This window comes from Candidatus Gastranaerophilales bacterium (assembly GCA_028696075.1).
Taxonomy (GTDB): domain Bacteria; phylum Cyanobacteriota; class Vampirovibrionia; order Gastranaerophilales; family JAILCC01; genus JAQVHS01.
Genome location: JAQVHS010000019.1, coordinates 1 through 11,311, shown reverse-complemented (window position 1 = coordinate 11,311; position 11,311 = coordinate 1). Strand labels below are relative to the sequence as shown.

The 11,311-nt window shown below is 39.1% G+C and carries 13 protein-coding genes, 1 tRNA gene and 2 rRNA genes; 4 read left to right on the top strand and 12 right to left on the bottom strand.

The features are described from left to right. A 23S ribosomal RNA gene (locus PHX18_09045) occupies nucleotides 1-1,679 on the top strand; the annotation flags it as partial. A 131-nt stretch (nucleotides 1,680-1,810) separates the two neighbouring features. Then, nucleotides 1,811-1,926: ribosomal RNA gene (gene rrf, locus PHX18_09040) — 5S ribosomal RNA — on the top strand. Between the two features lie 56 nt (nucleotides 1,927-1,982). On the opposite strand, the gene PHX18_09035 is transcribed toward rrf, so the two are convergent. The 10 genes from PHX18_09035 to PHX18_08990 form a co-directional block, all read right to left on the bottom strand. Continuing rightward, nucleotides 1,983-2,399, bottom strand: a complete 417-nt coding sequence (locus PHX18_09035; GenBank protein ID MDD3594752.1) for a hypothetical protein — start codon at nucleotides 2,397-2,399, stop codon at nucleotides 1,983-1,985. Between the two features lie 68 nt (nucleotides 2,400-2,467). Then, nucleotides 2,468-2,998, bottom strand: a complete 531-nt coding sequence (locus PHX18_09030; protein MDD3594751.1) for an epoxyqueuosine reductase QueH — start codon at nucleotides 2,996-2,998, stop codon at nucleotides 2,468-2,470. Then, complete coding sequence (locus PHX18_09025) at nucleotides 2,988-4,199, bottom strand: vitamin K epoxide reductase family protein (GenBank protein ID MDD3594750.1); 1,212 nt, start codon at nucleotides 4,197-4,199, stop codon at nucleotides 2,988-2,990. Before PHX18_09025 ends, PHX18_09030 begins: the two co-directional genes overlap by 11 nt. 211 nt (nucleotides 4,200-4,410) lie before the next feature. Further along, nucleotides 4,411-5,136 (bottom strand): 50S ribosomal protein L1, encoded by a 726-nt coding sequence (gene rplA / locus PHX18_09020; GenBank protein MDD3594749.1) that lies wholly within the window; start codon nucleotides 5,134-5,136, stop codon nucleotides 4,411-4,413. Between the two features lie 48 nt (nucleotides 5,137-5,184). Continuing rightward, nucleotides 5,185-5,607 (bottom strand): 50S ribosomal protein L11, encoded by a 423-nt coding sequence (gene rplK, locus PHX18_09015; GenBank protein ID MDD3594748.1) that lies wholly within the window; start codon nucleotides 5,605-5,607, stop codon nucleotides 5,185-5,187. Between the two features lie 72 nt (nucleotides 5,608-5,679). Then, the gene (gene nusG / locus PHX18_09010; GenBank protein MDD3594747.1) at nucleotides 5,680-6,222 is read right to left on the bottom strand and encodes a transcription termination/antitermination protein NusG; all 543 of its coding nucleotides are present in this window, start codon (nucleotides 6,220-6,222) and stop codon (nucleotides 5,680-5,682) included. An 8-nt stretch (nucleotides 6,223-6,230) separates the two neighbouring features. Beyond that, nucleotides 6,231-6,452: a preprotein translocase subunit SecE gene (gene secE / locus PHX18_09005; GenBank protein MDD3594746.1), complete on the bottom strand. Its 222-nt coding sequence runs from the start codon at nucleotides 6,450-6,452 to the stop codon at nucleotides 6,231-6,233. A gap of 46 nt (nucleotides 6,453-6,498) precedes the next feature. Beyond that, a tRNA-Trp gene (locus PHX18_09000) sits at nucleotides 6,499-6,571 on the bottom strand. Nucleotides 6,572-6,577: 6 nt separating this feature from the next. Then, nucleotides 6,578-6,742 carry a 50S ribosomal protein L33 gene (gene rpmG, locus PHX18_08995; protein ID MDD3594745.1) on the bottom strand — a complete coding sequence of 55 codons (165 nt, stop codon included), beginning with the start codon at nucleotides 6,740-6,742 and terminating at the stop codon, nucleotides 6,578-6,580. A gap of 137 nt (nucleotides 6,743-6,879) precedes the next feature. Continuing rightward, nucleotides 6,880-7,200 carry a hypothetical protein gene (locus PHX18_08990; protein MDD3594744.1) on the bottom strand — a complete coding sequence of 107 codons (321 nt, stop codon included), beginning with the start codon at nucleotides 7,198-7,200 and terminating at the stop codon, nucleotides 6,880-6,882. A gap of 146 nt (nucleotides 7,201-7,346) precedes the next feature. Between PHX18_08990 and PHX18_08985 the strand changes: the two genes are divergently transcribed. Together PHX18_08985 and purB are read left to right on the top strand one after the other, a co-directional pair. Further along, nucleotides 7,347-7,886 carry a hypothetical protein gene (locus PHX18_08985; GenBank protein ID MDD3594743.1) on the top strand — a complete coding sequence of 180 codons (540 nt, stop codon included), beginning with the start codon at nucleotides 7,347-7,349 and terminating at the stop codon, nucleotides 7,884-7,886. A 58-nt stretch (nucleotides 7,887-7,944) separates the two neighbouring features. Next, nucleotides 7,945-9,234 carry an adenylosuccinate lyase gene (purB, locus tag PHX18_08980; protein MDD3594742.1) on the top strand — a complete coding sequence of 430 codons (1,290 nt, stop codon included), beginning with the start codon at nucleotides 7,945-7,947 and terminating at the stop codon, nucleotides 9,232-9,234. Between the two features lie 235 nt (nucleotides 9,235-9,469). Here purB and PHX18_08975 read toward each other — a convergent pair whose 3' ends face one another. Beyond that, nucleotides 9,470-10,324 (bottom strand): hypothetical protein, encoded by an 855-nt coding sequence (locus tag PHX18_08975; protein ID MDD3594741.1) that lies wholly within the window; start codon nucleotides 10,322-10,324, stop codon nucleotides 9,470-9,472. Between the two features lie 15 nt (nucleotides 10,325-10,339). Next, on the bottom strand, nucleotides 10,340-10,882 hold the full coding sequence (locus PHX18_08970; protein ID MDD3594740.1) for a hypothetical protein: 543 nt from the start codon (nucleotides 10,880-10,882) through the stop codon (nucleotides 10,340-10,342). Nucleotides 10,883-11,311: the final 429 nt, after the last annotated feature.

Sequence of the window (11,311 nt, the reverse complement as noted above, 5' to 3'; positions counted from 1 at the left end):
AGCAGAAGTGAGAATGTCGGCATGAGTAGCGAAAACATTGGTGAGAATCCAATGCACCGAAAACCTAAGGTTTCCCACGGCAGGCTCGTCCGCGTGGGGTTAGTCGGATCCTAAGGCGAGGCCGAAAGGCGTAGTCGATGGATAATGGGTTAATATTCCCATACTATTTTAATATCGTTATCAGCTGCGGAAGGACGCAGGAGGATAGGCATGCAAGCGATCGGAAGAGCTTGTTTAAGCGTGTAGCTAGTCTGGATAGGAAAATCCGTTCAGGCGTTAAGACGTGAGGCGCGAATAGGAGGTTCTACGGAACCGAAGATGTTGACTCCACACTGCCAAGAAAAGCTTCGCGAGCGAGATATTAAAGTATCCGTACCGTAAACCGCCACAGGTAGGTTGGTAGAGAATACTAAGGTGCGCGAGATAACACTCGCTAAGGAACTCGGCAAAATGACCTCGTAACTTCGGGAGAAGAGGTGCCCTATATCAGTGATAGAGACAAGCACTCTAGAGCTGAGTTGGGTTGCAGTGAATAGGCCCAGGCGACTGTTTACCAAAAACACAGGTCTCTGCTAAGTCGTAAGACGATGTATAGGGGCTGACGCCTGCCCAGTGCCGGAAGGTTACGTGGAGAGGTTAGACTTCGGTCGAAGCTTTGAAACTAAGCCCCGGTGAACGGCGGCCGTAACTATAACGGTCCTAAGGTAGCGAAATTCCTTGTCAGGTAAGTTCTGACCCGCACGAATGGCGTAACGATCTGGGCGCTGTCTCGGCGAGTGGCTCGGCGAAATTGGATTATCCGTGAAGATACGGATTACGCATACCAGGACAGAAAGACCCTATTGAGCTTTACTGTAGCTTGAAATTGAATTCGGGTTGTTCCTGTGCAGTATAGGAGGGAGCCTTTGAAGCGAAGTCGTCAGGTTTCGTGGAGGCAACGTTGAGATACCTCTCTGGCACAATTTGAATTCTAACCGAATGCCACTAACATCTGGGTTCGGGACAGTTTCTGGTAGGCAGTTTGACTGGGGCGGTCGCCTCCTAAAGAGTAACGGAGGCGCTCAAAGGTTCCCTCAGGTTGGTCGGAAATCAACCGCAGAGTGTAAAGGCATAAGGGAGCTTGACTGTGAGACTTACAAGTCGAACAGGGTGGAAACACGGACTTAGTGATCCGGTGGTCCCGCATGGAAGGGCCATCGCTCATCGGATAAAAGTTACCATAGGGATAACAGGCTTATCTCCCCCAAGAGTCCACATCGACGGGGAGGTTTGGCACCTCGATGTCGGCTCGTCGCATCCTGGAGCGGTAGTACGTTCCAAGGGTTGGGCTGTTCGCCCATTAAAGCGGCACGCGAGCTGGGTTCAGAACGTCGTGAGACAGTTCGGTCCATATCCGGTATGTGCGCAAGAGAATTGAACGGAGTCGTCCTTAGTACGAGAGGACCGGGACGAACGAACCTCCAGTGTACCAGTTGTACCGCCAGGTGCAAACGCTGGGTAGCTGTGTTCGGAGCGGATAAGTGCTGAAAGCATATAAGTACGAAGCCCACCGTAAGATTAGTTCTCTCACTGGTTAACCAGGTAAGAATCCTAGCAGAAAATTAGGTTGATAGGCCGAAGGTAGAAGTATGGCAACATATGCAGCCGATCGGTACTAATAATTCGAGCGCTTCTCCTATTAACAAAGTGTATTTGTTTTTTAGATCCTGAAACAAGTTCAGGATGACATTTGGTAAAATCTTGTTTGATTTATATAGAGATATTCACTATTATGCAGCTGTCAGTGTACAGTTTGTACATAAAAGAATTCTCTGGTGACAAAGCGACAGGAAAACACTCGTTCCCATCTCGAACACGACAGTAAAGACTGTTAGCGGCGACAATACTTAGAGGGAGACCTCTCGGGAAAATAGCTCGTTGCCAGGGGTTTATTTTAAAAAAGACCGTTTCAAAAGAAACGGTCTTTTTGTTATTTAAATTATTTACCTTTTATTAACCCAGCCTGATGAGTGGTTTGGATCCTTGGTACAACACATTATATAGCCTATTTGGCGGTTTAAATGATCAATAGCGTTGCTGCCTAAAGTAAAGTCAATATTGAGTGGACGTGATTTTCTTTCATAATCTTTTGGTGTTGCTGTTTTATGTTTTGGTTGTTGACGTATTATTACCATATCTTTTAGCAAAGGAGATGATACAAACCTTACTACTTTTTCGCCATTCTTATCAGTAGTGATTTCTCCGGTTATATTTATTCTTGCGGTTTGCCTTTGGTTAAGTAAGCCTTCTACTTGAGCTAATCTTCTTTTTTCATAGTCCGTATACTCTTGTCCAGTTTGGTTTTTCCAGCCAAGAAAGGCTTTAAAATTTTGGTTTTGTGCTATATTTGATACTATCATGCTGTGTCCTTAAGTAGATATTCTTCTTATTTAAAGTAGGAACAAAAAAAATTTTGTCAGTTAAATATTTATTTATATCCACATCCGCAATAACTTTGTCTGTAAAAATTATATTTTTTAGAAAGTTCTAATGAGTTTTTAAACCCGTCTTGCTTTTTAAAATCTATATCCAAAAATTTTAAATTATCATTTTCAAGTGTCAATGAAATTTCTTTAATTTTAGGATAACTTTTGTGCGGACTTATAGACAGCGAAGTTGTAAAAAAATTGATACCAAGTTCTGTGGCTTTTAGGGCTGTTTTCTCAAGACGCATTCTATAGCAGATTGAGCATCTTTTTCCTTTTTCAAGTTCATTTTCCAGTCCTTTTGTTAATTCTTGCCACCTTGTAAAATCAGGGTCTTCAAGAATTAATTCCAGTTCTGTTTCTTTGCAAAATCGCTTTAATTCATCCAGACGTTTATTATATTCTGCTAAAGGGAAAATATTAGGGTTGTAAAAATACAATAATACTTTGCAGCCAAGTTTTTGCAATTTTTCTGCTACGTAAGCACAGCAGGGGGCGCAGCAAGTGTGCAGTAAAACTATTTTACTTTCCAACTTTTTTCTTTGCTCCGAGTTCTTTTACTAATTTTTCAAGTTCATTATATTGAAAAACGCCCTCGTATTTTTTACCGTTTATTGAATAAGTGGGAGTTGCGTAGATTTTCATGTCCAATGTTGTTTCAATATCTTCTTTTAATTGTTCTTTAACTTCTTTTGAATAAGCGTCTTTTTTGAGTTGTTTTGTGTCTAAGCCTAATTCTTTAGCGTATTCAAGTACTTTATCTTCTGTAAGACTTGTGTTATTTTCAAACATTTTAGTCAGCAGCCCCCAGTATTTCCCCTGTTTTTTTGCGGCAAGGGCATATTGGGCATAAAGACAACTGTTTTTATGCATTTGATTTGTCATAGAGGGGTTACACGCTGTATCCAGCGGCAGGTCATGGTGCAAGACTCTTACATTGTCGTATTCATCGACAATTTTGTGCATCATTTTATTTGAAATTGCACAAAACGGGCATTGTACGTCTGTAAATTCATTGATAATAACAGCTGCATCAGGGCTGCCCAGGTCATTTTCCAAAGTTGTTGCCTGAAATTGTATTATATCTTTTGAAAATATACTTTTTTCAGGCGGTACAAAAAGTTCAACTTTATTTATAACTATAAGGGCGGACAGTCCCAAAATTGCAACTAAAACCACGGCTATAGCATAAGCTTTTTCAGATATTGCTTTTAGAAAATCATTAATAGAAGTAATAATATGGTCTATTATAGGAGTTCGATTTTTTGAAACGATAAACAGCAAAATATTTACTATATACAATACATCGCACAGCAAACATATTTTTTGAATTTTTACCATCATAATGTAGCCTAAATATATCGAGAAAAATATGCCGAAAATAGATAAAACGAAGATGTAGCTTACAGGGTTTTTAAAAATCTTCATAAAGCCCAGCAGCGGCAGATTTTTAAGACTTTTAGCATAATACAATATCAACGCAAAAACATAAAACCCAAGTCCCCATAAAGCGTTAGGGATACCAAACAGCAGGGAAAAGTTGGTTCTTGCAACGGCATCGCAGTCTATTTGAGCGTTTAGCGTGCAAAAACTCGGAGCTGCTTCAGGTACAAAGTTTGCCGTGTAGTATACAACTATAAGTTCTACGGAGATTAAAATTCCTGCTATAAGTACAAAAGGGATGAATTTAGTCAAATCCCAGTGCTTTTTTTTGTGTTTAATTTTATGTTTCATTGAAAGCTCCCATTATATGCAACTATAATTTATTTTACAGAAGTTTGGTTAAAAAGTCTATTTCCAATAGGAGTATTAAATTCTTTATAATTATTGAAATTTAAAACAATAAAGACTCTATATTAAGTGTTTAGAATAAAAAGAATCACCAACCATTAAGATTGGTGATTTAAACTCTCTCTTCTAGCGTTAATAGCCGCTGGGCTACTAATTAAACCGCCAAAGCTTTAACTTCCGCAGTCAGGGCTTTTTCATCAACTTTGATTGACGGACCCATTGTGGACGTTAAATATACTGATTTTAAATAAGTTCCTTTTGCTGCTGACGGTTTTGCTTTTATAACAGCGTCAGCTACCGCTGTGAAATTTTTAATTAAACCGTCTGCATTAAAGCTGATTTTTCCTAACGGTACATGAACTATACCTTGTTTATCGGCGCGGTATTCAACTTTACCTGCTTTAGCATCGGTAATAGCCTTTTTTACATCAAATGTAACCGTACCTGTTTTAGGGTTTGGCATAAGTCCTTTTGGACCAAGGACTTTACCTAATTTGCCTAAAAGACCCATTGCATCAGGTGTAGCAATAAGGGTATCAAAGTCTAACCATCCGTTTTGGATTTTTTCAACGATATCTTCTGCACCTACAAAGTCAGCACCTGCTTGAGAAGCTTCTGACATTTTTTCGCCTTTAGCTACAACGCAAATTCTTATGGTTTTGCCTGTACCTGCAGGAAGAACAGTTGTGCCTCTGACCTGTTGTTCGGCATGTTTTACGTTGATACCTAATTTCATATGAAGTTCTAAAGTTTCGTCGAATTTAGACGTTGCTTTTGAAATCTTTTGTAAAAGTTTGATTGCTTCAACACCGCTTGTCGGCTGATTTACTTCTTCAAGTATTTCTAATACTTTTTTTGATTTTTTAGTTAATTTCGCCATTGTTCATTCTCCTTTGTGGTTCGAACGTGAAATTTTCACTCCCACTTGTTATTCTACTGTAACACCCATGCTGTTGCATGTACCTTTAATCATTTCTACTGCGGCTTCAAGCGTAGTAGCGTTTAAATCAGGCATTTTAGTTTTCGCGATTTCTTCTAATTGCGCCTGAGTGATTTTACCGACTTTAGTTTTGTTTGGGGCAGCAGAACCTTTTTCAATTCCGATTGCCTTTGTGATTAAAACTGCAGCAGGTGGTGTTTTGGTGATGAATGAGAACGATCTGTCTTCATATACATCTATTTCGACAGGAACTACATAACCTATCATGTTTTCTGTTTTTGCATTGTATTGTTTGCAAAATTCCATGATGTTTACGCCGTGCTGACCCAATGCCGGTCCTATTGGAGGAGATGGGTTGGCTTTTCCTGCCTGAATTTGTAATTTGATTTTTCCGATGACTTTCTTTGCCATGTTTGCTCCTTTCGTGGTATAGCGGGGTTAATCAAGGCTTTATATCCTTATCCCCTTCCACTTTTTTATTTACTATACTTTTTGTATTTGATTATATTCAAGTTCTACAGGTGTTTCCCTGCCGAAAATAGAAACTGATGCACGCAGTTTAGCCTTATCGGGATAAACTTCGGTGATTGTTCCTACAAAATCGGCGAACGGTCCTGATATGATTTTTACTTTATCACCCACTTTAACATCTAATTCAACTTTTGCTGTTTGAATTTGAACTTTGTGGATAATTTTTCTTATTTCACTTTCTCTTGCGGGGATTGGTTTTTTATTAGCGCCGATGAACTTGGTAACGCCTGCCGTGTTTTGTACTACAAACCAGCTGTCATCATCCATTACCATTTCGACTAACACATAGCCCGGGAAGATTTTTTCTTCCTTATCCTGCCTTTTTCCGCCCTTTACCATTGTTACGGTTTTTTGCGGTACTTCTATGCGAAATATTTTTTCTCCGAGTCCCAAGTACTCAACACGCTTTTCAAGATTAGCTTTAACCTTGTTTTCGTGTCCCGAGTATGTGTGGACTACGTACCATCTTTTTTGATTTTTTTTATCTTCTGCCATTTTCTTACCTACTTGGCTACCAAACTAAATAAACCTTTGAACACTATATCTATAAGATAAACACCCGCTGTGAACAAAAACACTATACAAATTACTACGACAGTTTCTACAGCTACCTGCGGCTTTTCCGGCCATGTGACCCGTCCCCATTCTGATTTTACACCTTTGAAATAAGTTTGGAGGGATTCTATCATATTTGTTTCTCGTTTTTCTTTTATATTACTGCTCATTTTTCCTGTTTGCCCCGGGGGTTATTGCTGACTTGTTTGTAAAGAACGCGCCCTGAAGGACTCGAACCCTCGACATTCGGTTTTGGAGACCGACGTTCTACCGACTGAACTAAAGGCGCTTGCCTTTACTTCGTTTCTTTGTGCAAAGTATGTTTTTTGTCAAATGGACAGTACTTTTTAAGTTCCATTCTGTCCGAGTGGTGTTTTTTATTTTTTGTTGTTGTGTAGTTTCTGTTTTTGCATTCTTCACATGCCATAACTACCAGTCTGTCGTTTTTTTTAAGACCCATGATTTCGTCCTTTTCCTTTACTATATTAATGTTATGTGCAACATTTTTTCATGTCAACACAAAACTATAGGATGTGCGATATTTAACATTCTATTGTTCAATTATCCATGCTAAAGATTTTAATTCAAGAAAAATAATTAATAATCGTTGATGGTGTTATAAGGATAAATAATATGTGTCCCAAAATCACCGATATCGGTTGCAGGGTCGCTATATCGAATGAATTTTTTCCACCATCTTACTAAGGAGGAACTTGATTCACTCGGTTTTGGCAATTCTTCTCCAAAGGTTTTTGCTTTGTTAAGCTCAATTATTCGGATAGTTTCAGGGCTGTAACCCTGTACGCTCATAAAACCGGGATCCATATAGTCGCTAAGAGGCGTTTCTGCCTTGACCGATTGTATGCCTATAAAAGCTAAAAATATTATTAAAACAGCAAGCTTTGTTACTCTGAGCATTTAATTTCCTTACTTTTCCTCTTAGTATATTATACTACATTTTTGCCTTAGTAAATCATTTGTTTAGGGTATAGGAATACACGCAATTTTTGGCTTCAATTTGTTTTTATATTAATATGGGAAACTATATTCGGGAGTGATGGGAAATGGCTATTTATACCAGAAAAAGATCTAAATATAAGAAAAATGTTGAAAAAAACTCTATTCAGGCAATGCGTTTTGCGGAGGCTATAAGAACGAGTTATAATCCTCAACAAATAAAATTATTGGCAGACAAAAAAAATCAGGCCTTGCTTAGTGCAAAAAAGGAAAATGCACTTTATACAAATAATCCTAAATTATGGGACAATTTGGACATACTTGATGAAGCGATAAAAATTCTTGCGAAAGATATTCCTGCGCAAAAGGAAATGCCCGCTAAAAATCCTATCAGCCAAGCTATTGCAAGTTTGGTGAATAAAAACAGGGATACTGAAAAGGAAAAGAAAAAGGCGTTGAATAACACTACCGTTCCTATTACAAGGGGTAAAAATCCTTTTGAGGGTAAACAAGTGATGCCGGCTAATGTCGATACTTTGACTGAAAAAACTGCGGCAATGTTATCGAATACAGCTACAAGCCCGTTTAAAAAGGAGATGGATTTCAGTCTTAATAATCCGGCTCAGGTACCTGTATTCTTGTTGTAGTTTTTGTTCCGTCGTTTTCATGGTAAACTGATTTTGGACATACAATCTCAGGGTTATTATGATTGAGCGTTATTCAAGAAAAGAAATGAAAGATATTTGGGGCCTTGAAAATAAATTCTCCGAATATTTGCGTGTAGAATTGGCAGTATGCAGAGCTTATGCCAAAACCGGAATAATTCCGCTTAAGGTTCTTTCTGAGATAGAAGCAAAAGCTTCGTTTAATATTCAAAGAATTGATGAGATTGAACAGGAAGTCAGGCATGATGTTATTGCATTTTTAACTTGTGTAAATGAAAGTGTCGGCGAAAACGCAAAATATATCCACATGGGTTTAACCAGCTCTGATGTTATTGATACTGCTTTGTCTTTGCAATTAAAAGCAGCCAATGAAATTATAGAAAAAGATTTATTGAGTTTGATTGCGCTTTTAAAAGAAAAAGCTCTAAAATATAAACATACTTTATGTGTAGGCCGTTCTCACGGTGTTTTTGCCGAGCCTATGACTTTTGGGTTGAAGCTTTTAAACTGGCTGGATATTATGAAACGTAATTCAGACAGGTTTAATCAGGCGGCAAAAGCTGTTAATACAGGGCAAATTTCAGGTCCTGTAGGAACATACAGCAATATAGACCCTGAAATCGAAAAATTGGTTTGTACAGAGCTGGGGTTAAATCCTGCGAAAATTTCCACACAAATTATTCAAAGGGATGTTCATGCCCAGTATTTGCAGACTTTGGCATTGATTGCAACTACAATAGAGCAGTTTGCGGTTGAATTGAGGCATCTGCAAAGAAGCGAAGTTTTAGAGGTTGAAGAGGGTTTTGCTCAGGGGCAAAAGGGTTCTTCCGCTATGCCTCATAAGAAAAATCCCATATCCTGCGAAAATTTGTCGGGTTTGGCAAGAGTTGTTCGCTCTAATTCTTTTGCAGCACTGGAAAATGTGATTTTATGGCATGAAAGGGATATAAGCCATAGCAGCGCAGAGCGTATAATTTTCCCTGACAGCACTATTCTGATTGACTATATGTTAAACAGATTTCTCAATGTGCTTGAAAATCTTGTTGTTCATGAGGATAATATGCTGAAAAATTTGAACCTTTACGGCGGCTGTATTTATTCGCAGAAAGTACTGCTTTCTTTGACGGATAAAGGATTATCAAGAGAAGAAGCCTATAAAATAGTACAAAAGAATGCTCATCAGGCATGGGGAAAGCCGGATGGTAATTTTAAACAAAACTTATTAGACGATGAAGAAATGAAAAGATATCTTTCGCAAGAGGAAATCGAGCAGTGTTTTTCTACAGAGTTTTATTTGCGAAATATTGATGAAATTTATAAAAGATTTTGAACCGTGAAAAGGTTTCAGCCGTTCAGCTTTTGAACCTAATCCCAGCTTCCTAACTTCCTCTTTCACACACTGGTTATGCTATTTTCCGCCTGTGCAATCATTGAAAGCAAAATTGCTGACGCAATTTGTTTCAATGTAGATTGCTTCGCTGCGCTCATTCTCATTCGCTACGCAACGGCGGCATAGAACGGTTTCAGAGGAAACTCATCGTTTCCTCTTTCACACACTGCTTACGCTATAGGTTTTGAATAGCTTTAGAGTCGCTGTCGATAGATTCTTTAAGCATTTTTCTTACGATATCGCCCTGAGTATCAAGCATTTTTGCAACAGTTTCTATGTTTCTTACTTTATTTGTCATAATAGAATCGGCGTTAGCAAGTATTCTGCCCGTAATATTTTGATATCCTGCCAAAACAGCTCCGCCGTAGCCTTGCATTAAATTGCCTGCCAAAGTTGCACCAAGCCCCCAAGGTCCCATATACGGGCTTAAAGCTGATACTATTCCCCCTACACCTGAAACAAATCCGGCTAAGGGCATAACAACGTTAGAACCGGGTGCGCCAAATCCGGAATACATACCTGCAGTAGCAGCAGCTGTTGATGTTGTCCAATTTACCATAGAGGCGGCTCCGCCTGTTTCGGCATAATCTGTTATAGAGGTTGCCATGCCTGTTAATGCGCCTGTAACATAACTGTCTGAAAGAGGTACGTAGCCGTTTCCTATCCCTGTGTACAAAGGTGCGGCTCCGCCTGAGGGAAATCCTGAATATTGTGAAATGTTGCTGAACCCGAAGGCACCTGTTCCTCCGCTATAAATACCGTTACCGCCGCTTGAAGGTGTTGCATAGGAAGTCCCCGGAACATTTATGCTATATCCGTACAAAGGAGCGTATGCGCTGGGGGCAATTAATCTTGTAAAATTAATCAGCCATTTGGATACACCTTCAAAACCTGTTCCGGCAAAGGTTGAACCATTTACGGAAATATCTCTTATTTGGTCGTAAATTTGGAACAGCTCTGCTTTGGCATCAGAGCTTGCTGAACCGAATTTGTTTGCTATAACTAAATAACTGTCGTTTTTGTAAGACATAATATTTTACCCGTTTTATTGGAAAGTTTTGAACACATTTTCAATGTTTTTGTCGATAACTTTCTTAACTGACTCAAGTTCCGTAATAATCGTTTGCTGCTCTGTATCAAGCTGTCTTAGCTGCAGTTCCAGTACTCTGTCTTTTTGGTGTAATTCCTCTGATTTAGCGTTTATTTGGTCTAAAGCCAGCTGATATTCTTGTTCTTTTTGTTGGTTTAAAGTCAAATATTGTTGATAGGCGGCATTTGCGTCTGTACCTCCGTCAGAGGCAAGCCAAATATCTCTGTCCATTATATAATCAGGACTCTTTTCACCGCCGGAGTATGAAGCAGGGTTAGGTCCCGGGGGGGTATTTGCGCTCCAGACCGACAGGTCCTGGGTGATTTCGTATAGGGTTTTAGTACTGGGCGGCTCAAGAGTTAGCATTTCCTGAAATAAACCGGCCTGCTCATTGGCTAAGTTAGTTCGCGCTTGATTGATTTGTTGACCTTCAAACTCTACATTTGTTTGTCTCGCCGTTAAATACAAGTAACGAGCCTGACTTGCTGCTATACCCATGTTTTTCTCCTAATCTTACCTTACATTAAATTAGCTCTTGTGGATAATTTAATGATTTTAATTGTTAAGTCAATATCTACTACTAGTATTTTAGCGTTTTTAGAGCGTTTTATACATAGATTTTGAAAAAAATACACTGTATGGAGTAGGATACAGTGGAAATCATATGATTTTTCTGTCAAATTTAATTTTTATTTTACAAATTTTTTACCAGCTTCCTACCCACCAAGTAAGTTGGGTTAAAACCCAACCTACATAAGTTTAATCCCAGCCTCTCAGCTTCCCAGCTGCCTAGCTTCTTCCACACACTGCTTACGCTATTTTCCGCCTGTGCAATCATTGAAAGCAAAGTTGCTGACGCAATTTGTTTCAATGTAGATTGCTTCGCTGCGCTCATTCTCATTCGCTACGCAACGGCGGCATAGAACG

Bases quoted from the DNA above. Each gene is read 5' to 3' on its own strand.
- PHX18_09035 (MDD3594752.1), bottom strand. From the start codon at position 2,399: ATGATAGTATCAAATATAGCACAAAACCAAAATTTTAAAGCCTTTCTT.
- PHX18_09025 (MDD3594750.1), bottom strand. From the start codon at position 4,199: ATGAAACATAAAATTAAACACAAAAAAAAGCACTGGGATTTGACTAAA.
- rplA (MDD3594749.1), bottom strand. From the start codon at position 5,136: ATGGCGAAATTAACTAAAAAATCAAAAAAAGTATTAGAAATACTTGAA.
- rplK (MDD3594748.1), bottom strand. From the start codon at position 5,607: ATGGCAAAGAAAGTCATCGGAAAAATCAAATTACAAATTCAGGCAGGA.
- nusG (MDD3594747.1), bottom strand. From the start codon at position 6,222: ATGGCAGAAGATAAAAAAAATCAAAAAAGATGGTACGTAGTCCACACA.
- secE (MDD3594746.1), bottom strand. From the start codon at position 6,452: ATGAGCAGTAATATAAAAGAAAAACGAGAAACAAATATGATAGAATCC.
- rpmG (MDD3594745.1), bottom strand. From the start codon at position 6,742: ATGGGTCTTAAAAAAAACGACAGACTGGTAGTTATGGCATGTGAAGAA.
- PHX18_08990 (MDD3594744.1), bottom strand. From the start codon at position 7,200: ATGCTCAGAGTAACAAAGCTTGCTGTTTTAATAATATTTTTAGCTTTT.
- PHX18_08985 (MDD3594743.1), top strand. From the start codon at position 7,347: ATGGCTATTTATACCAGAAAAAGATCTAAATATAAGAAAAATGTTGAA.
- purB (MDD3594742.1), top strand. From the start codon at position 7,945: ATGATTGAGCGTTATTCAAGAAAAGAAATGAAAGATATTTGGGGCCTT.
- PHX18_08975 (MDD3594741.1), bottom strand. From the start codon at position 10,324: ATGTCTTACAAAAACGACAGTTATTTAGTTATAGCAAACAAATTCGGT.
- PHX18_08970 (MDD3594740.1), bottom strand. From the start codon at position 10,882: ATGGGTATAGCAGCAAGTCAGGCTCGTTACTTGTATTTAACGGCGAGA.